The organism is Bacillus sp. AF62, assembly GCF_050312695.1.
GTDB lineage: Bacteria > Bacillota > Bacilli > Bacillales > Bacillaceae_G > Bacillus_A > Bacillus_A cereus.
This window is the reverse complement of sequence record NZ_JBNPJZ010000046.1, coordinates 46,397-72,218: the sequence shown is the minus strand read 5'-3', so window position 1 is coordinate 72,218 and position 25,822 is coordinate 46,397. Positions and strand designations below refer to the sequence as shown.

Below are 25,822 nucleotides of genomic sequence, written 5' to 3'. Positions count from 1 at the left end.
TCGCTATCTATTGCATGTTCAGCTAGTTTTTCTGATTCATAACATTGCATATTTATTTTAGTTTTGCAACACCCTCTGCTTGTCAAAAATTATTTCAAGCTTAGGAGGAATTAACATTCATAAATTTGTAGAAATAATGGGGCAAAATATAGAAGTACATATAAAAGGAATTGGTAAACAAACTGTAGTCATTCAAACTGGAATGACTTGCTCATTTTATGATTGGTTTCCTATTATAGAAAAGCTTTCAGAGCACTTTACAGTTGTTTCATACCATCGCCCAGGTTACGGAAAAAGTGATTTAGGCAATCAGCCGCGTACAATAAGGCAAGTTACAAAAGAGCTACATATGTTACTAAACAAACTAGCTATTCAAGAACCATTTATTCTAATCGGTCATTCCTATGGAGGATTATGTGCACAACATTTTGCGATGTTACATGAAGATAAGCTGCAAGCACTTATTTTAGTTGATTCTACTTCGATGAACTTACACCGTTTAGATGAACTTCATTTACCAATTTCTGATCAAACTGATTCTGATGATGTTTGGTTTCAAAAATATAATATATATTCCAAAATGGATGTAGACACACTTTATAATGAACTAAAACCTATTCTCACCGATCAATCAAAACAGCAAATTGAATTCTCTACCTCGCCTTCATTATATAAAGCGACAGCTTCTGAACTATCGGAGTGGAAAAACTGTGCTCTCTCACTAAAAGAGCTATGTAAAACATTAGAAATACCATTAATCGTTATCGGTAGAGATCCTCAATATTCTATTACTCAATTGACTAATGGCGGCATGCCAAAAGAGGAAGCAATACAACTTGAAGCAATGTGGCAAGAACTAATTCACGAACAATTACACCTCTCAACTAACAACCAATATATTCTTGCCGAACATGCTAGTCACGGTATAGAAAATGATCGACCAGATATTATTATTGAGGCGATTCATTTCTTACAAATAAAAAAAGGAAGCAACTAAAGCTGCTTCCTTACTTATCTATTCATAATCTTCTTCATCATCGATTTCTTCGTAATATGAACTTCCATTACTTACATATATAGGGCCATTCGCAACATCAATACGTAGTACCCACGCCCATGGCACAGCTAAACGTTTATGTATCGCTCGCCAAAAGCTCATTGATTTTCTTTCGTACTCCTGGAACTCCTGAAGTAACTCTTTGTAGGAGGAACCGTCTAACTGAATATTTGCTTCTAACAAACGAGAATGGGCATAGTACTGTAACTCTAGTTCAGCAGCAATTTCCATTTCTTCTTCCGTTGCCATACCAATAATTGTTCCATCTTCTGGTGCAATTTCATATACGTTTTGAACTTCAATAAGCCCTTCTTTCTCTTTCTCAAACATGTAAACAGCCTCCTTTAACATATATTTTTTATGTTACAAAGTCATACTTCTACAATAACTTCTCTCTTTCCTCTTTTTTTGATAAACTTTTACAAAATATTTAACCGATGACCTGTTTTCTCTATTCTTTCAGCAGAAATGAAACGATTTTTATCAAAATTTAATTTATACACATCAGGCATATGAAGTGTTTTCCAAAACTCAAAATCATATTTCGAATTAAAATAATTCATGAGTAATACCATAATATTTCCATGCGTACCTATTACAATATTCTTACCTTCATATTATTTTAATATATTTTGCATACATATTACAGCGCGCCTTTGTGCGACATCATTCGATTCTCCGCCTTCGTATGCAAAACTCCAATCTTCCCACACATTCTGCATAGCATCATTAAAATTTGATACTGGCTCTGTGCTCAATAATCTTTCACGCAAATCTTCTTCTGCTTGTATTAATAATTTATATGTATTCGCAATTCCTTGTACAGTTTGGATTGCTCTTTTATACGGGCTAGAAATCACAACCTCAATATGTTTATCTTTTAATAAGCGTGTTACATTCTCTGCATCTAAGTACCCTTTTTCAGATAAAGGTCGCTCCCGTTCTTCTTTTGTATAGGTAGAATGGGCATGGCGAACGAAATATATTGTTGTCATTTTTCAACCTCCTTTCTTATTTTCAATTTATATTCAATAACAATATTGGAAAATCCTGTATTAAAAAAGAGCACTTTGCATAAGCGCTCTTTTGTTTACATAATAAAATTATTTCATTATAATTTATTTCTGAATTCCTCACTTATGACAATATCTCGAATAAAGTAATCCATATTACTTAGAAGTTTTTCAAATGCTTTTTCACTCAAATTGTTCATCATAAAGACAATCTCAATCTTATTCCCTTTTTTATCAGTACCATAGAAACTATTTGTTAATACAAATGCCGTAGAACCACCTTTCTGTCCAGCAAATTCGAACATACCCTCTCCTACGGTTCCCTTAAATATATTCTCAATCTCACCTTGCATTTGTGGTGTAAAATAATTTCTGCTATTTATCTTTTCCAGTAAACTCATGTAATCCTTCGCATTTGCACCTATAAACCGATCTGACCAAATACGCTGAAAGTCCATATCGGCTGTTAACGATATCTCGCGTTTTGTCCATTCTTTCTCGTCTTTCATCCATTCATGTATTTGCCATACATGCTTAACATATTCATCATTAGACATATTACGTAGCTTGTCCAATGCTTTATTTTGAGGAATATGCAGTTCTTTTTCAACATAGCCCCTCATATATAATGCCCCTGTATACGTTGGATAAAATTCATCGTGACTATTTAAGCCTAACTCTTTCAAACTTTCATTTATCCGCGCTGCTCCAAACTTGTCCAATAAATATGATGTATTCGCATTCGAACTATAATGGATCATTCCTTTCACTACTTCTTCTAAAGAAGTTTGACCACCCTTCACTAACTCTTTAACTTTTACATCATCTAGCCATGCAGAGTGTGCACCACCATCAGTATTTTTCACATAGTATTTTTCTAATTCTTTCAATGAAATTTGCTCGTCTTTTCTTATTTTCCCTTCAGCTACTTGCTTAGCATATTCAATTGCTATAACGATTTTCGACATACTTGCTAGCGGTAGTTTTTCTTTTTCATTTATTGATGTCAATGTTTCACCATTTCTTTTAACAATTAAAGAAGTTGTTTTATCATCCTTATGTTCTTTTATGTAATTTAGCACATAATTAGAGTCTTCTTTGGAATTGACATATTCCTTCACTGAAAAGAAAGCTATACAGCCTACTATAGTAATTCCAGCTATAATTCCAACAACTTTTAATCCCCTCATGATACTCCCCCTAAAATAAACATATTATATATTATACTAAATAAATTTCCCTTTTTAAGTAATAATTAGATTATTTATACAAAAACACTTCTTTTCTTAAACAACAAAAAAACATGCCTTCATTAGGAAAGCATGTTTTGTGATATTCTTCACATTGTTTAGTTGAAAGATTTTACTTACCATGATGTAACATTAAATCACTAAGTTCTTCTTCAATGTGATTTAATTTCGCAACGCCTTCTTTCCATTTATGAATATAACGTGAAACCCCAACGAAAAACAAAACAATAATTGTGGAAAGAATAATACCATATACGATTGCTACAGTACTCATAGTTACACTTCCTTATAATTAGTAATGTGGTTATTAGTTATATTTTTATTATAAACCTTTTTCTTTCAAAATACTTCAATTTCAACTTTTTGTAACAAAATTGATTTTTCTAACATTTCATTCGTAAAAATGGCATATTTTTCACAAATTATACAAAACTTCACCATATGTACTATTACCATATGAGTTATATTATTAAATAGAATAAAGGGGATGATTACTATGACGACTTGGTTTATTGTAATGTTAGTTGTATTTGGAGCATTTAAAATTATCGTTTCTAGCCTTCCTAACACTGTTATTGAATCCATTATTAGCAAGTACGAAACACATCCAAAACTTGAAGAAGAGAATGTGACTATTACAATTCACGGAAATAACGTAGAAGGCGAACAGAAATCAAAAATTATTCATGATTTTAACGAAGGTTTATTTTTAGATCGCTATTATGCACCACCCCATAATGAAGGCACTCCTTTAATTATCCATGCAAAACGTGGTAAAAAAGATTTCACATTTTATATTTACAGTCATGAAGAGCATGTTGATGTTGTAAAACAATATAAAAAGAAGGTAGTTGCTTATAGTTTACGCTCTAAAAATCTTCAAAATAGTGATATGTTCGTGTCAGCTGATTTGTATAGTGATAATAAAGTTATTGAATTTTGACTAAAAAAGATAAGAGGCTTACTACATTCTATATGCAGCAAGCCTCTTTAAAGTTGTTTCAAATTATATCCATCTGCTTATGTAATGCTTAAAAAATGAATAATAAAGTTGTTTACTTCTTATTGAACTAACGCCCCCGTTAGTTTAAGTGTAACTCTTCACAATTATTTCATATTATATAGGTAAATAGAAAGATAAATTAGAATTTAGTTTATAGTTATAAAAATAAGTTATTTATATCCTTATAATTCTTCAAAAAGGAGAGTGTATGAAAAAGACTATTGTTTTTGTATTAACGATATTTATATTATTCCCAGGATTCGCAACACAAAGTTATGCGTTGTCAGATTTGAAATCTGAGGCAATACAAGCATTGCTAGATGATGCCCGTCGTACATCAGGTGTGCCTGGAATGTCAATCTCAATACTTGCTGATGGTGAAGTGTTCTACTTTTCTTCTGGGTATGCAGATCTTGAAAAGGGATTGTCTGCAAGTGAAAATACACTCTATGAGTTGGCCTCGGTGAGTAAAGCTTTTACTGGTATGGGGATTTTGCTATTGGAAGAGCAAGGGCTGCTATCAATGACTGACCCTATCCAAAAATATTTACCTTGGTTTACGTTAAAGTATCAAGGTAAACCTGTTGATATGCAAAACCTTACACTAAATAACTTTCTTCACCATACCAGCGGCCTAACAAATATTAGACATATCCAAAATATTCCACAAGGTAATACGCCTGATATGTTGCAAAAGACCGTGGAAAAGCTGGTAGATGCAGAATTGGCGTTCTCTCCCGGTGAACAATATAACTATGGAACCGTTAATTATGACGTATTGGGTTTGGTTATTGAGATTGTATCACGACAAAGCTATGAAGACTTTATGAAGGAACAGGTATTTATACCCTTAGGTCTTCACCAGACGTATGTTTATAAAGAAGATGCTCAAGCCACTGGACAGTTAGCACAGGGCTACCGTTCTTCCTTTTTTATAACAACTCCATTTAACGCTCCGGATTATGCTGGGAATAAACCTGCCGGCTATATCATTTCTAATACAAAAGATATGGCGCGTTGGATGGGCATACAGATGGGTATTGTGCAGGACATACCCGAAATATTTCACAGGGCTATCGAAAAATCACATAGGGGTGATATGTCTGTTTCGGCTGTCAATGATATGTATTATGCGGCAGGTTGGTCGGTAAACGCCGAACAAACGTTTATAGAACACACTGGGGGTAATCCAAATTTTAGTACCGAAGTAGCCATACTGCCAAATGAAAGAACAGCCATCTGCTTACTGAGCAACGGCGCAAATACCAATATAAACCTGGTACTAAAAGTTAAAAATATATTAAACGGCAATCTAACTCAGTCATATGAGATAAGCGGCACACAGCTTTTGGACATCATTTTGTCGTCTACCACAATTATTCTTTGCCTATTAGCCGTTCTGTTATTTTTCTTAGGATTAAGAAAAAGGAAAACGAATGAGCAGCAGTCAATGACAAAAAAGAGAACAATCGTAACAATTATTTTCCTAATCGCTACGATTGCCCAGTGTATAATGTTTTTTGCCTTCGATTGGTCAACGATACTTATTTGGCAAACATATAGTGTTCTTACAGCTTTAATTTCGTCAACATTATTAACAGCAAGCATTACTTGGTTTGTATATACTCACCGATTAGATGCCTCGGTCCGAAAATAAGTATAATGTTAAGTAAATAAATCCTAATTTATCGATATTTTTAATTTAAAAAACAGAAGACACCTCGGTGTCTTCTTTAATGTCATCGACACTTCTCCTAGTTAAACCCACTTGCTATTTCTTCCACTAACCTGCCTCGTTAGTAGAAGAAGGATTTTTAAACAACTATATTATTTTTTAAATGACTTTATTGTAAATTAAACAACTTTATTATCTCTGTACATGATTTAGCTTAATACTCATATATAAAAAGGAATCCATGGCATATGGATTCCTTTTTACTATTTACTGAAAAATAAGCTCTGTCTTCAAACTATCTTTCGGTAACAACCAGCCTTTTTTCTCTAAACTCGCCATTAATAATTCCCTTTGTTTTGTCGCAATACTTTCTTCATTTGTTTTAAATGACACTTCTATTACGAAGTCATCTTCTAATTTCCCAGTATTACTTAATGGCCAAATTTCAATATTTGCTTTTATGTTTTCAAACTCTCCTGTATATCGCTTCATTAATACAGGACCGTAAATACGGGAATTCTTTAACATCTCTTCTCCCCAATTTGTATACAACCATTTGTTCATTTTCCCTGGTAATTTTTCTATTAACATGTTTTGAGCAGCTTGTTCATTTGGTAAATCAAGTATCCCATATCCTTTAGCACTGTAACTTTTCTTATTTGAAATGCTTAATGTTTTCTTCTCAAATCCCCAATCTATTTCCGCCTCATAACTATCCGTATTACTATCGAATCCTTCTTTTTTAGCTACTTCTAGTGCATCTTGAATTACACCATTTTGAATAGGATATCTTTTTTTATATGTTAGTTCAAAATCTTTACTAAATTCTTTCTTTCGAATTCTAGCAAACCAACCTTCATCACTTAAACTTTTATTTGCAGTATCTAAAAATTGCACTTGTATTCTTTCATATTTTGTACCAGCCTGGAAATGTTCTAGCACCTCTTGCTTCATCTCTTTGTTATAACCTAATACTTGTTCTGGCTTTAATAATAACTTCACTTCAAAACTAGGTTTCATTGGACTAGCAGTAAACCCTTCCTTAACGTTATAAAGGAAACAACAAAAGAAAATGCTTACGAATACAAATACTTTTTTCATATACCTATCCCCTTTGTATTTTAAATGACTTCTATACGTTCCATTGCAAGTGAATATACATTTTCATATCCTGCTGTACTTAGCTTTTGTTGTAATCGATCTGTATCCTCTTTCAAAGCGTGTACTAGCACCGTATGTTCTGGTAATAATGTATTTAACATCTCTTTAACGTCTCTTATACTTTGGTGAACTTTATACGGAACTCGCTTCACCCTACATGTACTCCTTACAGGTTCTTTCATAACTCTTTCTGCAAAACTCCCTTTCGCAATGTGCCCAGTAAAAATAACGGCATTCCGCTTTTCATTCCGAAGCTGTTCATAGTATAACTGTGCTCGTTTCGTTTGCATATTCGCATCACTCATTACAACTATTCCGTAACTATTTTGCATACTAATGTCATTATCCATCACTATTATGTTTCTTTTTAGACTCTTCATAACCCATTTAAGTTCTTTATTATTTTTTATCCAATCTTTATATGCGAACATCTCTTCAAATCCAGCTAAGATTTCTTTATCTACTATAAGAGGAAATTCTTTATATCGTTCATATAAATACAATACTATATCTTGCGCCCTACCAAGTTGTGGCAGCGGTAATAATGCTATTCCTTTATTTTTCATAACTCGTTCAATTTCTGCACATAGTTCGTTTACACGTTCATTTTGCGAAACATCATCTGTGTGATAAGCGGCATCCACAATTGCGACTTTTATATTGTGGCCCAATTTCTCAGGTAAATTAGCTCGTAGTATATTAGACTCTGCTGAATAGTCGCCTGAATAAAATACGTATGTATTATACATATCAACTAAAAACCAAACAGCTCCCAATACATGCCCACTATATCCCCATTGAAACCGCAATGTAGGAGTAATTTGTACCCATTCATTTGGATTGCTAATCTCATCAATACATACATAATTTAAATCTTTTATGTGTTGGTCGCTATAAGGTAAATCCCACCCTTGCATCACATTATAGTTTCTCCATTTTTCATAATATAACGGCAGTTGCTCCTTCGTATAACGAGTCGTCCAAATTTTTTTCTTATAGCCATACTTCGCTAATAAAGGTAAACCCATCGTATGATCTTCATGAATATGTGATAAAAATACCGCATCTAAAAATGGAACAGCTTCTCTCTCTATTTTTGGATAACTATCCTCATAAGATCGATTAATACCACAATCAAATACTATTTTCGTCTCTTTATTTTTTATAAAATAGCAGGAGCGACCGTACTCTCCAGCTCCTCCCCATACTTCTACTCTCATCCTGCTACCCCTTTTCGTTTTTGCTCCATATGTTGCAGCAGTAATAAGCACATTGTTGTAAGTCCAACAGAAACAACGGCCATCGCCATGCCTATAGATACTTCCCCCTGTTCAAATTGAGCAAAAATAAACGTTGCTGACGTTTCTACTGATGGAGGTAATACGAGAAGCGATGCTACTAACTCTCTTATCGAAATTGTAAATGTCATCGCCCATCCAGCAAGAATGCCTGGGATAATAAGAGGCAATATTATTTTTCTAAAAATATAAATATAATTTCCAGAAAAAACACTTCCTGCCTGCATGAGAGAATCATCAATTTGTCCGAGTGATGATTTTACATATTGCACCGTGTAAGGTAAAAACAGAACAACATACGTTACGATAACCATGATTGGTGTATTGTAAATTGACATAGGCATATATGGTGAATTCCAAAATAGAATAAGACCTACAACCATAACGATTCCTGGTACCATATTCGGTAACATACCGCACATATCAAGCTATTTTTCAGAGGTTTTTTTCCCCTTTCGAATCATAAGTGCCAAAAAGACTCCAATCATTACCGCGATAATCGCTGTTACGAGTGAAAAAAGAAAACTATTCCATAAAGCCTCTAATCCCGGAGATCCTATTGTAAACAATGCCTCATAATGGCTTGTTGTAAAGTTATTTACATGTAAACCGCCGCCTCTTAATTTTGACAAAGAAGCAATAAGTATAGAAAAGTATGGAATTCCAATTGATACTATTAATAAACCAATTACATACATCCATGCTACAACGCGCGTAAATATAGACAAAGTATATCTTTTAGATTTCACACCTTTTCCACTAACCATTGCATATGAATACTTTCGATTCAATACATTTTGCATATAGCAAATAAGCATACAAGCACTAAGTAATAAAGAAGATAATGCTGTTGCACTACTAAAATCAATTGGCCAACTCGAAATAAATTTATGGATTTCTGATGTTAACACGTGGAATCCTATTCTACGTCCGAATGTAGCCGGTGTTCCAAATTCAGCAATCGTCTTTACGAAAATGAGTAAAGCACCCATTACATAACTTGATACTAATAACGGCAATATTATTTTTCTTAAACGATAGAAAAAACTTCCGCCATGAACTGCTGCAGCTTCTTCTTTACTACTCCCAATCTGAAGTAACGTATTTTTCAGCATGAAATAAAGGAATGGGAATAAATGCAGGCTCATAATTAAGACCATACCTCCTAAACTAAAAAACGATGATGAAATCGTCTTTAGCATCGGAAAAAATTGTTCAAAATAGCCGTTAGGTTGCATGAACAAAATCCAGCCCATCGATCCAATATACGGCGGTGTCATAAATGGAATCATAAAAACAATATCTAACTTACTATACTTTCCTACATCTGTTTTGCTCATAATAAACGCCAATGGAAATGCAAATATTGTAGCTCCTATTACAACGAGTACACCTAGAAGCAGCGAATTCAGAAAAATCCCAGCTAATCCACCACTCTGTATCACTTCAAAAGGCTTTAAAAAGTTCCAACTGCTATTTTCATATATACTAGAAAATAAAATAAGAAAAAGGGGAATGACGATTAACATCGCCACAAGCAATAACGCTACCGTCATTCCAACTTGTCTTACTGATACGAATCGATTTACCATGGAATCACCATCTTATTGAAATACTTTCTTAAATTGTTTTCCTATTTCATCTTGCTCTTTCTCAACTGTTTTCCAATCAATATTTAATACTGGAATCTCTTCTACATTTGGTCTATTTTCAGCTTTTATATCTGTTCTACCAGGCAATAAATACGCTTTAGAAACTTGTTTTTGTACATCATCGGATAATAAATAATCAATAAACTCTTTTGCGCCTTCTACATTTTTACTATCCTTCATAATCCCCGCTGCGCGTGGACTAATAACTGTTCCGCTTTTTGGATATACGATATCAACAGGTTCACCCTTTGCTTTTGCGCTGTACGTCATATAATCAACACCCGCAATTACCATATCTTTCGCACCTGTTACAACTGGGTCTAACGCTTCCTGATTTGCTCCTGCTACTGTAACTTCATTTTTCTTAAGTTGTTCAAATAAATTCCATCCATCTTTTCCATTCTTTTTCACATATCCAGTTACAAAGTCTAAAGCTGAACCTGAAAGTGCTGGATCTGGAAGATTCACTTTTCCTTTCCATTCCCCTTTCGTTATATCGCTCCAATCTTCAGGCGCTGTCTTCACATTTTTTGTATTGTACACAATCCCTAATGCTGAAGCACTATACCCGAAATAATGTCCTTTATCATCTGACCATTCAGAACGCAGCTTATCAGCTTGTTTCGCTTCTTTATAAGCTAACGTTTGACCCTCTTTCTTTAATCCTTCCATCGCTGGTAATGATGCAAGTACGACTACATCAACGACTGGATTTTTCTTTTCAGCTTCCATTCTCGCTAAAATTTTACCAGTTGTCCCTTGAAACATTTCCACCTTTATACCAGTTTTCTTTTCAAAGTCTTTTTGAATTTTTTCTGCTAACCCTTTTGGCCCTGCACTATATACAACAATTTTCTTTTCAGTCGTATTTTTACTTTTTGCATCTGCATTGCCTGTCTTTGAACTACACCCTGTTACTACAGCCGAAAATAATAAAGTACATACAAATAAAGACTTAAGCGAACTGAATTTCTTCATATGATTCTCCCCCTATATGATGAATACATTTTTTTGGCACATATAACGATACTGGTTTACCGATGCTTAATTTACTATTGTGATAAGCTGTCCATATTCCGAGTGCCCCCATGTTTACTTTTATTTCATACCGTTCTCCTACATATGTAACGTGCTTAATTTCACCTGTATACATTTCGCACACTTCATTTTTCGTCCAGCTCACATGCTCTGGACGAACCATTTTTTTACCCTCTACAAGCCAATTCGCCTTACCAACAAATTTGGCAACAAATTCATGAGACGGTTTCACATAAATATCTTCCGGTGTTCCTTTTTGTAATACTTCTCCTTGTTTCATGACAATAATTTGGTCTGACATTGACATTGCTTCTGTTTGGTCGTGAGTGACATACAGTGCAGTTAAACCAATGGAATGAACGATATCCATAAGCTCTATTCTCATTTCTTCTCGCAAAATTGCATCGAGTGCACTTAGCGGTTCATCAAACAAAATAAAATGAGGTTTTGTTACAATTGCTCTAGCGAATGCGACACGTTGTTGCTGTCCACCAGAAAGTTCGTGTGGATACCTTTTCTCCATACCTTGCAGGCGAACTCGCTTTATCGCATCTTCTACTTTTTCTCGCAATTGATTCGTTTGCTTTGTAGCTCTTAAACCAAATGCAACATTTTCAAAAACAGTCATGTGCGGCCATAAAGCAAAATCTTGAAATACCATACCGATATTCCGTTCATGAGGAGATGTCTTTATCTTTTTTGCAGCAGAATACATGCACTGGTCTCCAAAATATATTTCTCCCTTATCCGGTTCTTCAAGCCCTGCTATCATTCTAAGTAAAGTCGTTTTCCCACACCCCGAAGGTCCTAAAAGTGTAGTAAATTCCCCTTGTTTCATTACAATCTGCAACGGCTTTAACGCCTGTATTTTTCCAAATGTCTTTTCTAATCCACTAATTGTAATATCCATTGCTTCACCTCTCTCACCTCATTCTTAACCTGCTTTCATTCTATATGGAAGATTTATACTGAATGTTAATGTACTGTAAAGATTAAATTAAAAAACTTCTAATAAACTATTTATTTCTATAGATTTTTTCTATAGTTAAAATAAAAAAGGCGGCAATTCATAATGAATCTCTTAAAATTAGAAATTGTAGTACTTATTAAGAAATACAAAAAGCTTACAATCGTTGCAGAAAAACTTGGCGTTAAACAACCAACTATTACATTTCATATAAAAAGCTTAGAAGAAGAACTCGGTGTATCTCTATTCGAATTACGTTCTGGAAGGTATTTCTTAACAGAGGCTGGTGAGGCTTTGCACCATTATGCTTGTAAAATAGATGCACTTATGAAAGAAGCCAGACGTGTCACGCAAGAGTTTAAAGATTTTCATAAAGGTGCTATAACAATCGGCGCTAGTTATGTACCAGCGACTTATCTTTTACCAGAAGTCGTTCATCAATTTCAATGTGAATTTCCCAATATAAAAATAACGCTACTAGTGAAAACAGCCCCTGAAATTCGAATGATGCTACAAAATCACGAAATCGATCTTGGGATAATTTCCGCTGCTCCATTTGATGAACCACTTTTAAAACAAACGAATATAATGCCCGATACACTTGTTCTTGCCTTTTCCAAAGAACATCATTTTTCAAAGAAAGACAATGTATCGTTACAAAATATCGAAAAGGAACGCATACTATTGCATCGTAATCCATCTACAACGAGAGATTTACTTACACAATGGACGTTGGCGCACAACATTACATTCCAATCTGAAATTGAATTAGACTCATTAGAAACGATGAAACAAATTTTAAAATATGGTAATGGAATTGCCTTTATTTCTAAACTTGCTATCGAACAAGAAATACAACGAAATGAGCTATGCTATATACCAATCCCTGAATTTGAATTTCAGCGTAACATTTATACGATTCATCATGAGGACAGATGGAATTCTAAAATCATTTCTTTTTTACTACAGAGCATCACTTCATTTGCAACAAAAAATTAAAAGGCTGTCGTTATGCACGACAGCCTTTCAAACTATAAATCTATTTATTTTTCTTTGCCTCAATTTTTGCTTGCGCCTCTTCAGCCTTATCTAATGCTTCTGATACTTTCTTCTCTTTTTCTTTCACTTCATCTATACTATCGACAGCTTTAATAATTTTATCGATTCCTTCTTCTTCTACCTTTCTACGCTTTGCCACTCTTTCATTTACTTTCTCTTCCACATCTTTTGCTTTTTGAAGCATATTCTCTGCATTTGATGTTACAGCTTTTTCAAGTTCATCATCTTTTTTCTTTTGTAACACTTCATTTGCAATGTCTTTCGCTTCTAAATACTTACCATCTTTTAATGCTGTTGCTCCGTGATCCATTTTCTCAGCAACTTCTTTATATGATTTCGCTTCATTTCCTGATTTCTCTTTTTCTGCTTTTTCGAACCACATTGTTGCATCACTATACTTTTCATCTTTCAATGATTGCATACCTGTTTCAATATATGTGTCATAATTGCTACATCCAGCCATTACGACTAATAGAAAAAGCATAACAAAACTTAATTTTTTCATGCTGTTGTCTCCTTTTCTTTGCAAGCTCACTTTACTTTAACATACATGAAAAAGAGTTTCAAAAACTAAAATACTAATTTAGTCATTTTTATAATGATAAGTCAAATTTTTATTATTTTCTTATTTTTAAGCGGACACATCTACTTGTTTTTTCGCCATATGTTGCTTTACTCCAACTAATACAACTAACAATAACCCTCCGCCTATTGTCATCATAACAATGCTAGTTGGCAACATATCTAATAGTAGTCCATATACAATCATACCAAGTGGTGCGATTGCAGTCGCAATTGTTTCAAGTAGGCCAAACACACGCCCTAGGTAGCTCGGATCTGTCGTTTTTTGCATATGTACTTGCATTGGAATGTTTACAATCATAATTGCTATACCAGTTAACATCATAAAAGCAATATAGTAAATAAAACTTGCTACTTTTGGAATGATAACTAACAACGGAAAGACTGTACATAAACTTAAACCTGCAAACAAAAACAGTCCAGTATAAATAGAACGAAACGGATTATTCACTTCTTTACGCACTGATAAAGCAATCGCTCCCATTAGCATCCCGACTGCTAAAATTCCCTCTACAGTACCGAGTTGCTTTGAAGATAAATGCAATGTATGGACGATAATGTACGGAAGTGCAACTGTTAGACCACACGCAAAAAAGTTTACCCACAATGCTATTTTCATTAAACCATATATTTCACGTTGTCTTTTTACATATAAAAAACCTTCTTTTATACTCGTCAAGAAATGCTCTGTACTTTCAGCCACTTCTTTTTTATATAAATCAAATACGATAAATAATTGCAAAATAACCGCTAAAAAGAACGTAATGCTATTCAATAGGAAAAACGATTTAATTGAAAAGAAACCATATACAACTCCGCCAATAATCGGTCCTAAAATATTTGATAAAGAAGCCGCCGTTTGATTTAAAGCACTCGCTTTTTGAATACGTCCTTCATCTACTAAACTCGGAATAGACGAAGTTAATGCAACAGAATAAAAACTTGCACAAATTGATAATAATGCTGCTGAAATATAAATAAAAAGAAGTGATGGCCCAAATATAATAGCAAGAATAAACATACTAAGCATCGTTAAACTACTTAATAAATCAGTACCAATGACAAGCCATTTTCGATTCACACGGTCTGCTACAGCACCAGCAATTGGGCCACAGATCATCCTTGGAAGTGATCCGCAAACGAGCGTAATTGCAAAACCCATCCCTGAACCAGTAGTCTTTAATACATATAACCCCATTGCGAACGTATAAATACCTGCGCCTAATAAAGACGTCATTTTTCCAATCATCATTAAAATGATATTTCTAGTTGCAATCTTCATTCTTGAATCATGTTTTCCTATACTTATATCTCCCATTTTTGACTCTCTCCCCTTAAAAGTTAAATTGTGTTAAACTTATTATATAATCAACTTTCAAATTTTCACAACAAAAAGTTAAATACAATTAAACTTTTTAAATATAAAGGAGCAATAATATGGCAACTCTCGGTGAAAAAATTAAAGCATTACGAAAAGATAAAAAGCTTACGCAAACAGCACTGGCAGGTTCGGAACTGACAAAAAGTATGCTTAGTCAAATTGAAAATGGAAAAGCTACACCTTCTATGAAAACATTACAATATATTGCGGAAAAACTTGAATGTGAAACTAGCTTTTTATTAGAAGAAGATGAAGAAGAAATTGTGGAACTCATTCAAAAAATGGAGCCATTAATAAAATCAAATAAATGCGATGAAGTATACAAGACTTTACTACCTATCGTTCAAAAAGAACTACCCCTTACTTTAAACACAGCACGTTTATATAAACAGTTCATAACTGGAGCGGCCATTATGAACGATTATAATATTGAATATTACGTTGAAACAGCTGTTTCTATATTTGAAAAATATACTTTGTATCGTGAAAGTACTGAAACGAAACTACTGTTTTACTATATGCTCTACAAACGGAAAAAATATAAAGAATGTTTACAGTTGATTACCAAAATTCGCGATGAATATAAAACGAAGAATTTAGAAATGGATCTTATTACACATATACAATTATATTTAAAAGAAGCAATTATTTTACTCGCATATGGTAATTATGAAAAATGTGAAAAAATCATTTTAGATGCACTTGCATTTTCAAAAAAACATCAAGTGTATTATAAAACAGATGAATTTTACCGTATTTTATCTTATCAAAAAATCATTACAACCGATAAAGAACGATATTTATATTACATAAAAAAATCGGAGCAATTTGCCATTTTTACAGAAGATACTTTATCCGCTGCAAATATAGATATATTAAAAGCTTATTACTACAATACCGTTACAAACGAATATACAATTGCATTAGAACATTTAGAACAATTCCGAGAAAAACTAAAAGATGTACCGATTTTTCAAGAAGATGGATTGTATTATCTTGAAAAAGGAAAATCTCTGTATGGTTTAAAACGTTACGAGGAAGCTTTGGAAACATTAAAACGTGCTAATATTCCAGATTATATGAGTCATCCACTTGATCAGTCATGGTTATTAACAGCTGGCTCATATCGTGCCCTGTGTCATATAGAACTTCAAGATAAACCAGCTGCTCTGAAAGAAGCAAAAGAAGCAGTTCAAACGATAGATGGTTATCCTGATTCCATCTTTTCTTCATTTATTAAAGAAACATTACAAATAATACAAAAACTTTAAGAATGTCTCTAAATGGTATATTATTCCTCTTTTTTAGCAAAGATAATAATGATGGGAGGAATATAAATGAATATACAACGTGCAATAGAGCTTTCTGTGTCAGCGGAACAAGCCAATGTCAGTTTTCAAGGCATGCCTGTTATGATTCAACACGTCGATGAAAGCAATGAAACCGCCCGCATATATGAAGTAAAAAACCCAGAACGCGAATTAACTGTTCCAGTTAATAGCTTAGAGGAAATATAAGAAATGCCACTTCTCTTTTGAAGTGGCATTTTTCTTATGAATCAAAAATACAACTATTATTTCTTCTAATTTTTTAAGCTTATAATAAGAAAATGTAAAATTTATACTCTAAACCTATATTTTGTGATAATGTTTGACTTGGAAATAACTAAATCTTTATAGATGAATAATATAAAGTTTTTTCCTATTTCCCACTCTATTCATAAAGGAGGAATTGTATGAGCCTTTCTATATACGAAGGTTTAGGTATTATTTTTTTCGTAATCATTATGACTTACGCCCTTGCACACAAATATTTATGGTCAAAAAAATTACTTATTATTCTATTTCTCATTTGTAATGCTATTTATCTTATTTGGCGAACTTTTTATTCGTTACCAACTATTAATCTCATAAGTATTATCGCTGGTATTATATTGTTAATTACAGAATGGGCTGGTTACTTACAATCTATCGTTTTCAGCATTGTTTCATGGAAGCCATATAAACGGAAAGAAGTACCATTATCCACTTTCGAAAAACTACCTACTGTCGACATATTTATTGCAACTTACAATGAACCGATCGATTTGTTAAAACGTACTATAGCTGGTTGTACGTTGATTACTTATCCGAAAGAGTTACTAAACATTTATATTTGTGACGACGGGCGCCGTGAAAGTGTAAAGCAACTTGCGGCAGAGTTTTCTGTTCATCACATAACTCGCACCGAAAATAAGCATGCAAAAGCTGGAAATTTAAATCATGCGATGCCTCATTCAAAAGGTGATATTATCGTAACAATGGATGCTGATATGATACCACGAGCTAACTTTTTAGAGCGAACGATTGGTTATTTTTCTAAAAATAATATTGTATTCGTTCAAGCACCACAAGTTTTTTACAATGCTGATCCTTTCCAATATAATTTGTTTTTTGAAGATAACATCGCCAATGAACAAGATTTCTTTATGCGCCAGTTAGAAGAAGGAAAAGATCGCTTTAATGCTACGATGTATGTTGGTAGTAACGCTCTATTTCGCCGCACCGCTCTTGAAGAAATTGGAGGATTTGCGACTGGAGTTATTACTGAGGATATGGCAACTGGTATGCTACTACAAGCTAACAAATGGGAAACTATATTTGTCAATGAAACACTTGCTGTTGGATTATCCCCAGAAACATTTAGTGATTTATTAAAACAACGGGACCGCTGGTGTAGAGGGAATATTCAAGTCGTAAAAAAGTGGAATCCTTTCACTATAAAAGGATTATCTTTTATGCAGCGTCTTTTATATGCAGATGGAATTCATTATTGGTTTTTCGGTGTTTATAAAATGATATTTTTACTAGCACCGCTATTGTTTTTAATATTTGATATTTATAGTTTAGAAATTAATTTTATGCACTTATTTATGTTCTGGGCACCTGCTTTTTTAACATCACAGCTTATTTTCAAAGCTGTTTCTAATAAAAAACGAACAACTACGTGGAGTCATGTGTACGAAGTTGCTATGGCTCCTTATATGGGATTTGCTATTTTATCAGAAACTTTCTTACGTAAAAAATTTCAATTTCATGTGACAAGAAAGGGAGTTCAAAATAATACAAGGCATTTTTTATGGATTGCAAGCGTCCCTCACCTCGTATTACTCATTTTAACAATTATTGCACTGATTCGGGCAACACTTATGCTCTTATATCCTGAGCAATATCATATTGAAAGAGAGAGCTTATATATTAATATTTTCTGGGTACTATACAACGGGATAGCTATTGTCACTTCACTATTTGTAGCATTTGAAAGACCGCGTTTTCGAAATTCAGAACGTTTCGTAGTAAATTTACCAGGTACTTTATATGCCGAAGATATGATCATTTCTTGCCATGTCCTTGATATTAGTGAAACGGGGGCACGTTTTGAATTAGATCCCTCCATTCCATTTGAAACTTTATCAAGTCTATCTTCCTATACGCTATCTTTTGGCGAGGTAGAAAAGATTCATAGTACAAAAAAATGGATTCGGAGACAAGAAAATTCTGTACAAGTTGGTGTATCATTTGATGATGTATCCCATGAGCAATATTGTAAACTCATTCTTCATCTATTTAGTAAACCGGTTAATGACCGGGTGGAAAAGGTGTACGATAAAGCATTTCTTACACTAGCAATTGCATCTTTCATAAAAAACACCAAAAAAGCACCAAGACAATTTCGCAGGCAACATATACGTGAGCAACTGATGTCTTCTGGAACATTGCATATGAATGGGATGCCGATTGAAGCGACCATTGTCGACTATAGTACAGGTGGGTGCCAAGTACAAACGAACATCCCTCTTGTGATTGACCAAATTATACAAGTAACAATGGAAGAACGTAATATTCAAAAGAGAAATGCACAAGTATGTTGGATTCAAAAAAAGGGTCGTAAAATATATGCTGGATTAAAATTCACAGCGTAAAAAAAGAAAAGAAGCGTACTGCTTCTTTTCTTTTTTACATGCTAAAATACTTATTAAAGGGGGAATTTATATGGAAAATGCTTCACAAAAGGCGAATCATTATTATGCGGTGATATTCACTTCTAATTTATCAAATGATACAACAGACTATAATACCGTTGCCGGAAAAATGGAGGAACTTGCAAAGCAACAACCTGGATTTTTAAGTGTAGAAAGTGCACGAGGTAATTCTGGACTCGGAATAACAATTTCTTATTGGGAATCACTTGATGCGATTGAAAATTGGAAAAAGAACGCCTTACATAAAGAAGCGAAAAAAAGAGGTCGTGAGCAATGGTATGAAAACTTCCACCTGCGTATCTGCCTTGTTGAGAAAGAATTTAAGTTTCAAAGAGGCACAATATAACTATGAAGAAAAAAGTAGCTCTCGTTATTGTTCATGAAATATATGGTGTGAACGACCATATGCATCACGTTACCAACCACTTTACTTCATCTCATATAGACGTATTCTGTCCTAACCTTCTACAATCGCAACATGCATTTCATTATAGTGATGAAGAAAAAGCATATGAACATTTTGTAAATCATATTGGATTTGATTATGGAAAAAAGCAAATTGAAGAATTCATTTCTCATCTTTCTAGTAGTTATACACATATTGGACTTATCGGCTTTAGTGTTGGAGCTACCATCTCATGGCTATGTAGTAACAATCCGGAAATAGATTTTATTATCGGATGTTACGGTTCTCGTATACGTGACTATGTTCACATAAAGCCTACATGCGCTACACTACTTATATTTCCTGAAAAAGAAGCTAGTTTTTCAGTATCCTCTTTAATTCAAACATTGCAGCAACAAAATAATCCTTTATTAGAAATAAAACAACTACACGGTGAACATGGATTTCTAAATCCGTACACTAAAAAATATAACGGGCACTCTACAAAGCAAGCATACCATTTAATAGATTCATTTCTTGTAAAGTGAAACTTCAATCAGTTGGGGGTGTTCATCCCCACCTAATCTCTTTTCTTACGTTGAGTTTTAAGATGTGGGTCTTACTGCCCATGCGTGATAAAAACAATCTTATAAAGGAGACTCAAAATGACGCTGACATTACTCTTACTTGTTTTCATACTCATTGCCTTTATCTCAGCGCTAACTATCATTTTTAAAACCGTAAAAAAAGGATATTTTTCAACCGCCCCTACTTACAATCTATTATCATTTACATTTTATTTTTTACAAATTGGATTTTATATGTAACAACTTTTTATTCGTTACTCCCCGAGAAAGTTAGCGAGTTCATATTCCTGCCCATTTGGTTTTTCCTTTGTATTTTAGGATTTATCGCTTTTTGGCACGAATGGAGAAATAATCGTGTGTTCTCGATATGTATTGGTTTTCTTTCCTTTATTAGTTTTATATTTGGGCTGTTGTTGTTAGTTCTTTCGGGGATGTAATAGAAGAAGGAAGAAAAGCCAACTTTCAACTTTTCTTCCTTCTATGTTTACCTTTAGCTTTCACTGTCACTGATTCACAAGGTGTATAATATATTTGAGGCGTCGCCTTATCAACAAACATCATAAATGTAATAAAACCGAGAATAAAGAAAATAAACAACGTTAACAAAATTGCTCCTATCGTTAAAAGTATCATAACACCACCCCTATATTTTTCATGTTATTACACTTTTCGCTATTATATGAGCGTAATCCTTTTTAGAAAAAGAAACGTAACAAAATAATCACAACCACTCCCGTTAATACTGTACCTAATAAACTACGAGTATATATTGCTACAAGAAATGTTGGAATTGCTGCAATAAGATAATCCCACTGCATCGTCTCATGCATAAATAAAACTTGTGCTAAAAGCGCTGCTAATATCGCAATTGGTATGTAATTTAACCATTTTAAACCCCAGTCAGGAATTTGTAGTTTGCTAAATACGAGTAGAGGTAAAATACGTGGCACGAGTGTAACAGCTCCTGCTGCTAGTAAAAGTAATAATACATCTAATCTCATTTCCATTTTTCAATCACCACTCCAATCGTCGCAGCTAGTAATGTTGCAATAATAACCGCTATACTATCTGGCATAAATAGGTATGAAACGTATGCGATAATAATCGATACAATTGCAACACTTAAATGAATTACTAGTGTTGGTTTACTACTTATGAGCTGAAGAACAAATAATCCGATAAACATCGCTGGTAATGCATAATCCATCCCGTATGTATGTGGATCTGGTATCCACTCACCAAACAGCCCACCAATAATAGTAGCAAGAATCCAATTTAAATACGCTGTTACGTTAAGCCCAATCATCCACCTTTCACCTAAATATCCTTTTTGCGCTGCATGCTGCACTGCAACGCCGAAAGTTTCATCTGTAATTTGAGAACCGATAATGACGTTTTTTAATAGAGGTAGTTTCGTAAAGTACGGTGCGAGGGCAGCACTCATTAATAAATGGCGTAAATTAACAAAAAATACAGTAAAAATAATTGCGGAAGCAGGAGCACCGGCTGCATACATACCAGCTAATATAAATTGGGCAGAACCTGCATAAATTAAAGTGGACATAAATGCAATTTCAATGATAGAAAAACCTGCTGTTTTTGCAATTACACCAGCTGCTATACCGATGCTCAAGTAACCAAATACAGTTGGTAAACAATCTTTTACTCCTTGCTGAAATGTATCATCGCTCTGCAAAGCTACATGTGCCTCAGCTTTACTCATCTCTATCATCCTCCATTCCTTCTAAAGTTCGTTTTCCTGTTACGACATGAACTAAATCTATATTTTCACGCCATAACGTATCTAACTTATCAGCTCCAAATTCCTTTGTGATTTCTTCAACCATAATATCGTGCCGCACATACTCTGTCGCAACGAGAACTAGCGCTGGGTCATACGTTGTAACGGCCCATGAAGTGCTATCATTTGAGAAGTTCGCAATTAATACTTCCTCTCCATCACGAGCAATAACAGTTAAATGACCACCCATTCTCTTTTCAACAACGTGGGGCGTCATATAATTATGATGAAACGTGGCTCCTATTTTTGTTTCTGGAGCTCCAAATAAGATTGAAAATATATGTACGCCTTCCTCTTCCTTTTGATGAATGTATGGCTCAATTTCATGCACTTGATCTTCCCATACAGAAATCCATAATTCTTCCTTTGCCCTATTAATTATATTGCATATTTCTTTTAAAACACGATCATTTGAGCGAATATGCGAAATTACATCTATTTGTCGCTCTTGTTCTAAACAATTTAGTTTCTCATCTAAAAATTCAAAGGACTTTTCAAAGTCTTTTCGCATTCGATTCATTAATTCGGTAGCTGGTACTGGTACATATTTAACTGGTTCAGAAGGTACAATATGCACCGCTCCTTTATCCATTAACTTACCGAGTACCTCGTAAATCATAGAACGAGGTACTCCTGTTTGTTTACTCACTTCATAGCCTGTTACTGGGGAGTGTTTTAACAATCCAATATACGCTTTACATTCATACTGGGAAAATCCTAACTTTTGTAATTCCTTTATAATTTCATCCATCGGTAACCCCTCACAATCTAAATCGCCCTTACTTCAAAACGACGATTTTGCTTCCCTTTACTTTTTACTTTATCAATAACAAGTGTTCCTATTTCACTCGTATTTTTCACATGTGTGCCTCCACAAGCTTGTTCGTCTAAATTTTCAATTGTAACAATGCGGATTTCTTGGATAGTAGTTGGCAGGAGATTTATTGCTGTTTTAATCATTCCTACAGCATTTTCTGCTTCTTCGCGGCTCATATAGCGAGTGGAAATTTCTTTATTTTGCTCAATAAGTTTATTCACTTCCTCAACAATTTCTTCTACTTCCACGCTCGATAACTCTTGTAACTCATTAAAATCGATACGGGCTTTATCAGGATAAATTTGGTTTCCGGTGCATAGTGCTCCATACTTTTCATAAACAACAGCTCCGATAAGATGCAGTAAAGAGTGATGACGCATTAAATTATGACGTCTTTCCCAATTAATCTCTAATTTAACTGGACCTAATTTTACTTGAGCTTCATCTTTTATATAGTGAACTATTTCTCCCTGCTCCCTCTTTACTTTTTCAACTTCAAATACAGATCCGTCTTGTACAATGACACCCGTATCACATTCCTGCCCTCCACCAGTTGGATAAAAAACTGTTTCTTTTAGAAATACTTTATTCCCTTCTACTTTTATCACTTCTGTTTCGCAACTCGTTTTGTATGCATCTTCTAAATATAATGCCGTTGTCATACTCTCACCTCTTTAGTAGTTATAGTTATACCTACTAATATAAAAAATAACATTCATACAGTCAACTTATATTTCAGAATTTTTAATTTTAAACAAAAAAAGCCTTTTACAATAAGGCTTTTTTCTACATGCTATTATTTTAACTGTAAAGTATTTAATATGTTCCCCGCCAAATGCTCCCGTAAAGTAGAACCTGTATACTCTTCCCTAAATACACCCGCCTTCACAAATAAAGGGATGACTTCACTAAAGAATAGATTTAGTGACTTTGGAGGTCCTCCTGGAATAGCAATAAATCCATCTAACGCCCCTGCCTCAAACCTATCCATAATTTGCTTCGCAACGTCCTGTGGTGTACCAACCGCAACCCAATGAGCCGATCCAACAACTTCTGGTCGTTCTAGTATTTGTTCAACTGTTGGTTCATTTTTAATAATGAAGTTCCGTAATAACTCGGCATGAGTTTTACTACGTACAGTTTGATCCCGACTTGGCAGCATCTCTTCCGTAATTTTACTTTCTAGCGGAATCCCTCTCGCATCTAATCCGAGAACCATTTCAAGTAACGCATATCTCTTCTCTTTTGTGAGATGTTGATGAGCTTGCCTATGCATTTCTAACGCTTCTTCATATGTATCACCTATAAAGAAATATAATCCAGGTAATACGCGTATAACATCTTGCTTTCGGCCATGCTGTTCTGCTCTTCTTCTTAAATCTTGACGAACTTCAATTCCTGACTCTACATCTGGCGTTGCGGCAAAAATTGCATCAGCAACAGAAGCAGCAAAATTCCGACCAGACTCTGAAGCACCAGCTTGAAACAATGGCATTTCTCCTGATATATGCTGCGGAATATTAAGTGGACCTTTTACCTTAAAGTACTCACCATTATGCTCAATAGGCTTTACCATCTCTCTAATAACATCAGGATTATCTACTTTCAATACTTCATTAGGGTGACTCCTCCAAAGTTTTCTTACTAACTCTGTACATTCTGCCGCTTTCGCGTATCGTTCCTCAGATGATGGCATCCCTTCCTCACCAAAGTTTTCAGCACCGTCAATGGATGTAACAATATTCCACCCTACTCGGCCGTTACTAATCCAGTGTAACGATTGTAATTGCCTTGCTAATATATATGGTGGATAAAACGAAGTTGAAGCGGTCGTAACGACTCCAATTTTTTCTGTCGCATAAGCAATAGCAGTAAACAGTAACGTCGGGTCTAAAATGACATTCCCTTTATTACGAGCAATTAAATCTGGGTGCGCCACTAAATAATCGGCTTTAAAAACAAAATCTAACTTAGCCTTTTCTGCCTGTAGTGCCAACTCTACTTGTTCATCAATTCCGGAATTAAACTCATTTTCTTGTTCTTTCTTTCTAGAAATTAAACATAATCCAATGCAAAGTTGATTCTTTGTAGACATATATATACCATCCCCTTGTTTTTAATTCACTTAGTTAAACAAATGTTGCTGTCATTATGAAATTCTATTCTTATGAAAATAGATAAAATGATATTGATAATCATTATCATTTTATGATGTAACTGTAATAAAAGCAATAACAAAAAAGACTCCCACTTTTGGAAGTCCTTTATCTCAATATTTCATTCGCTTCTTTTTCATAAATTTTATCAAATGACGTCATAACGCGCTGTGATGCTTGAATCATCTTTTGATCTGTCATAAGATCTGCCATCTCTTTCGTCATATCTACATTTGAATTTTCTAGCATATGATTTTTTACTATTCCTGTTCCGTTCGGTAAATTAGCAATGTTTCCTTCTGCTAGTGTAAAGCTTTTATTTTCACGTTGCACGAGTCGAGCATTCGTTTCTGCATCTACTGTTTTTGTTTGTAAACGAGCAATATTATTTTGTGTTACTTCATCATATAATGTACCGTCTGCTTGTACAGCAACCTTTGCTCCTTCTGGAATACGAATACGCTCATTATTCTCTCCCATTACGAAAGCACCTGAAGAAGTTTGTAAATAACGATCACTATTTAATGTGAAACTACCATCTCTCGTTAAAAACGTTTCATCATTTTTAGAAGTAACGAAAAATGATGTTGTGCCGGCTGCGCCGTCATCTAAAAAGAAATCTGTAGCGCTATTTGTCATTTGTATATTTCCTTGTACTAAATTCACATGTGTTGCGGCTGGTACTACAGCATAATCGACCGAACCGATATTTGTTACCGCCCCATCTCCGCGGCGATATGTGTCTTGTACATCAAATACTTTAGACGTCATATTTTCTGCTTTAAATCCTGTCGTTTGAGCATTTGCAACGTTATTCGAATGAACATTAATTCGCTGCATGTAGTTCATCATACCCATAGAACCTATATAAAGACCGTTCATATTCGTTTGAATAAGGCAAGCGCCTTATTCTTCACCT

At 34.2% G+C, this 25,822-nt stretch carries 26 protein-coding genes and 3 pseudogenes; 10 read left to right on the top strand and 19 right to left on the bottom strand.

From position 1 onward, the window contains the following. Window positions 1–136: 136 nt before the first annotated feature. The gene (locus ACQRBL_RS08290; protein ID WP_097919815.1) at window positions 137–997 is read left to right on the top strand and encodes an alpha/beta fold hydrolase; all 861 of its coding nucleotides are present in this window, start codon (window positions 137–139) and stop codon (window positions 995–997) included. An 18-nt stretch (window positions 998–1,015) separates the two neighbouring features. Here the strand turns inward: ACQRBL_RS08290 and ACQRBL_RS08285 are convergent, their stop codons facing one another. The 5 genes and pseudogenes from ACQRBL_RS08285 to ACQRBL_RS08265 form a co-directional block, all read right to left on the bottom strand. Further along, a complete protein-coding gene (locus ACQRBL_RS08285) occupies window positions 1,016–1,387 on the bottom strand; it encodes a hypothetical protein (RefSeq protein WP_000461779.1) in 372 nt (123 codons plus the stop codon). A gap of 89 nt (window positions 1,388–1,476) precedes the next feature. After that, window positions 1,477–2,052: pseudogene (locus ACQRBL_RS08280) on the bottom strand (histidine phosphatase family protein). A gap of 116 nt (window positions 2,053–2,168) precedes the next feature. Continuing rightward, window positions 2,169–3,260 carry a serine hydrolase gene (locus ACQRBL_RS08275; protein WP_411996308.1) on the bottom strand — a complete coding sequence of 364 codons (1,092 nt, stop codon included), beginning with the start codon at window positions 3,258–3,260 and terminating at the stop codon, window positions 2,169–2,171. A gap of 172 nt (window positions 3,261–3,432) precedes the next feature. Continuing rightward, window positions 3,433–3,594, bottom strand: coding sequence for a hypothetical protein (locus ACQRBL_RS08270; RefSeq protein WP_000108701.1), 162 nt, complete (start codon window positions 3,592–3,594; stop codon window positions 3,433–3,435). 65 nt (window positions 3,595–3,659) lie between these two features. Beyond that, window positions 3,660–3,776 carry a hypothetical protein gene (locus ACQRBL_RS08265; RefSeq protein ID WP_001987133.1) on the bottom strand — a complete coding sequence of 39 codons (117 nt, stop codon included), beginning with the start codon at window positions 3,774–3,776 and terminating at the stop codon, window positions 3,660–3,662. Window positions 3,777–3,816: 40 nt separating this feature from the next. Between ACQRBL_RS08265 and ACQRBL_RS08260 the strand changes: the two genes are divergently transcribed. Both ACQRBL_RS08260 and ACQRBL_RS08255 read left to right on the top strand, forming a co-directional pair. Further along, on the top strand, window positions 3,817–4,263 hold the full coding sequence (locus ACQRBL_RS08260; RefSeq protein WP_000214587.1) for a YfmQ family protein: 447 nt from the start codon (window positions 3,817–3,819) through the stop codon (window positions 4,261–4,263). A gap of 268 nt (window positions 4,264–4,531) precedes the next feature. After that, window positions 4,532–5,980, top strand: a complete 1,449-nt coding sequence (locus ACQRBL_RS08255; protein ID WP_411996309.1) for a serine hydrolase domain-containing protein — start codon at window positions 4,532–4,534, stop codon at window positions 5,978–5,980. Between the two features lie 285 nt (window positions 5,981–6,265). Here ACQRBL_RS08255 and ACQRBL_RS08250 read toward each other — a convergent pair whose 3' ends face one another. From ACQRBL_RS08250 to ACQRBL_RS08230, 5 genes and pseudogenes are all read right to left on the bottom strand, one after another. Next, window positions 6,266–7,099 carry a hypothetical protein gene (locus tag ACQRBL_RS08250; RefSeq protein WP_000755327.1) on the bottom strand — a complete coding sequence of 278 codons (834 nt, stop codon included), beginning with the start codon at window positions 7,097–7,099 and terminating at the stop codon, window positions 6,266–6,268. Window positions 7,100–7,119: 20 nt separating this feature from the next. Continuing rightward, window positions 7,120–8,379, bottom strand: coding sequence for an MBL fold metallo-hydrolase (locus ACQRBL_RS08245; RefSeq protein WP_023521624.1), 1,260 nt, complete (start codon window positions 8,377–8,379; stop codon window positions 7,120–7,122). Continuing rightward, a pseudogene (locus ACQRBL_RS08240) lies at window positions 8,376–10,049 on the bottom strand (ABC transporter permease). Before ACQRBL_RS08240 ends, ACQRBL_RS08245 begins: the two are co-directional and overlap by 4 nt. 12 nt (window positions 10,050–10,061) lie before the next feature. Next, window positions 10,062–11,087: an ABC transporter substrate-binding protein gene (locus tag ACQRBL_RS08235; protein WP_000714686.1), complete on the bottom strand. Its 1,026-nt coding sequence runs from the start codon at window positions 11,085–11,087 to the stop codon at window positions 10,062–10,064. Then, window positions 11,065–12,057, bottom strand: coding sequence for an ABC transporter ATP-binding protein (locus ACQRBL_RS08230; protein WP_023521622.1), 993 nt, complete (start codon window positions 12,055–12,057; stop codon window positions 11,065–11,067). The genes ACQRBL_RS08235 and ACQRBL_RS08230 overlap by 23 nt, the downstream gene beginning before the upstream one ends. A gap of 162 nt (window positions 12,058–12,219) precedes the next feature. Between ACQRBL_RS08230 and ACQRBL_RS08225 the strand changes: the two genes are divergently transcribed. After that, window positions 12,220–13,113, top strand: a complete 894-nt coding sequence (locus ACQRBL_RS08225; protein ID WP_001050611.1) for a LysR family transcriptional regulator — start codon at window positions 12,220–12,222, stop codon at window positions 13,111–13,113. Between the two features lie 40 nt (window positions 13,114–13,153). On the opposite strand, the gene ACQRBL_RS08220 is transcribed toward ACQRBL_RS08225, so the two are convergent. Both ACQRBL_RS08220 and ACQRBL_RS08215 read right to left on the bottom strand, forming a co-directional pair. After that, window positions 13,154–13,678 (bottom strand): DUF4398 domain-containing protein, encoded by a 525-nt coding sequence (locus ACQRBL_RS08220; RefSeq protein ID WP_000736437.1) that lies wholly within the window; start codon window positions 13,676–13,678, stop codon window positions 13,154–13,156. Between the two features lie 126 nt (window positions 13,679–13,804). Further along, window positions 13,805–15,073: an MFS transporter gene (locus tag ACQRBL_RS08215; RefSeq protein ID WP_411996310.1), complete on the bottom strand. Its 1,269-nt coding sequence runs from the start codon at window positions 15,071–15,073 to the stop codon at window positions 13,805–13,807. Between the two features lie 119 nt (window positions 15,074–15,192). Here ACQRBL_RS08215 and ACQRBL_RS08210 point away from each other — a divergent pair, with 119 nt between their 5' ends. From ACQRBL_RS08210 to ACQRBL_RS08185, 6 genes and pseudogenes are all read left to right on the top strand, one after another. After that, a complete protein-coding gene (locus ACQRBL_RS08210) occupies window positions 15,193–16,407 on the top strand; it encodes a helix-turn-helix domain-containing protein (protein ID WP_023521618.1) in 1,215 nt (404 codons plus the stop codon). Window positions 16,408–16,473: 66 nt separating this feature from the next. Next, entirely contained in the window at window positions 16,474–16,653 is a 180-nt protein-coding gene (locus tag ACQRBL_RS08205) for an H-type small acid-soluble spore protein (protein WP_001025733.1), read from the top strand. A 218-nt stretch (window positions 16,654–16,871) separates the two neighbouring features. Beyond that, window positions 16,872–19,097, top strand: coding sequence for a glycosyltransferase (locus ACQRBL_RS08200; protein ID WP_411996311.1), 2,226 nt, complete (start codon window positions 16,872–16,874; stop codon window positions 19,095–19,097). A gap of 70 nt (window positions 19,098–19,167) precedes the next feature. After that, window positions 19,168–19,503 carry an antibiotic biosynthesis monooxygenase family protein gene (locus tag ACQRBL_RS08195; protein ID WP_000426496.1) on the top strand — a complete coding sequence of 112 codons (336 nt, stop codon included), beginning with the start codon at window positions 19,168–19,170 and terminating at the stop codon, window positions 19,501–19,503. 2 nt (window positions 19,504–19,505) lie between these two features. Next, entirely contained in the window at window positions 19,506–20,090 is a 585-nt protein-coding gene (locus ACQRBL_RS08190; protein ID WP_000730922.1) for a dienelactone hydrolase family protein, read from the top strand. A gap of 117 nt (window positions 20,091–20,207) precedes the next feature. Then, window positions 20,208–20,566 (top strand): annotated as a pseudogene (locus ACQRBL_RS08185) (hypothetical protein). A gap of 25 nt (window positions 20,567–20,591) precedes the next feature. Here the strand turns inward: ACQRBL_RS08185 and ACQRBL_RS08180 are convergent. The 7 genes from ACQRBL_RS08180 to ACQRBL_RS08150 all read right to left on the bottom strand — a co-directional run bounded on the left by ACQRBL_RS08180 (window position 20,592) and on the right by ACQRBL_RS08150 (window position 25,785). Then, the gene (locus tag ACQRBL_RS08180) at window positions 20,592–20,762 is read right to left on the bottom strand and encodes a DUF3951 domain-containing protein (RefSeq protein ID WP_000602245.1); all 171 of its coding nucleotides are present in this window, start codon (window positions 20,760–20,762) and stop codon (window positions 20,592–20,594) included. A gap of 62 nt (window positions 20,763–20,824) precedes the next feature. Continuing rightward, window positions 20,825–21,136: an AzlD domain-containing protein gene (locus ACQRBL_RS08175; RefSeq protein ID WP_000425944.1), complete on the bottom strand. Its 312-nt coding sequence runs from the start codon at window positions 21,134–21,136 to the stop codon at window positions 20,825–20,827. Continuing rightward, on the bottom strand, window positions 21,127–21,852 hold the full coding sequence (locus ACQRBL_RS08170; protein ID WP_411996312.1) for an AzlC family ABC transporter permease: 726 nt from the start codon (window positions 21,850–21,852) through the stop codon (window positions 21,127–21,129). The genes ACQRBL_RS08175 and ACQRBL_RS08170 overlap by 10 nt, the downstream gene beginning before the upstream one ends. Continuing rightward, window positions 21,845–22,681: a TrmB family transcriptional regulator gene (locus ACQRBL_RS08165; protein ID WP_016513054.1), complete on the bottom strand. Its 837-nt coding sequence runs from the start codon at window positions 22,679–22,681 to the stop codon at window positions 21,845–21,847. The genes ACQRBL_RS08170 and ACQRBL_RS08165 overlap by 8 nt, the downstream gene beginning before the upstream one ends. A gap of 17 nt (window positions 22,682–22,698) precedes the next feature. Beyond that, on the bottom strand, window positions 22,699–23,409 hold the full coding sequence (locus ACQRBL_RS08160) for an alanyl-tRNA editing protein (RefSeq protein WP_000205375.1): 711 nt from the start codon (window positions 23,407–23,409) through the stop codon (window positions 22,699–22,701). 134 nt (window positions 23,410–23,543) lie between these two features. Further along, window positions 23,544–24,842 (bottom strand): NtaA/DmoA family FMN-dependent monooxygenase, encoded by a 1,299-nt coding sequence (locus ACQRBL_RS08155; protein ID WP_023521612.1) that lies wholly within the window; start codon window positions 24,840–24,842, stop codon window positions 23,544–23,546. A gap of 169 nt (window positions 24,843–25,011) precedes the next feature. Continuing rightward, complete coding sequence (locus ACQRBL_RS08150; RefSeq protein ID WP_001013934.1) at window positions 25,012–25,785, bottom strand: flagellar basal-body rod protein FlgG; 774 nt, start codon at window positions 25,783–25,785, stop codon at window positions 25,012–25,014. Window positions 25,786–25,822: the final 37 nt, after the last annotated feature.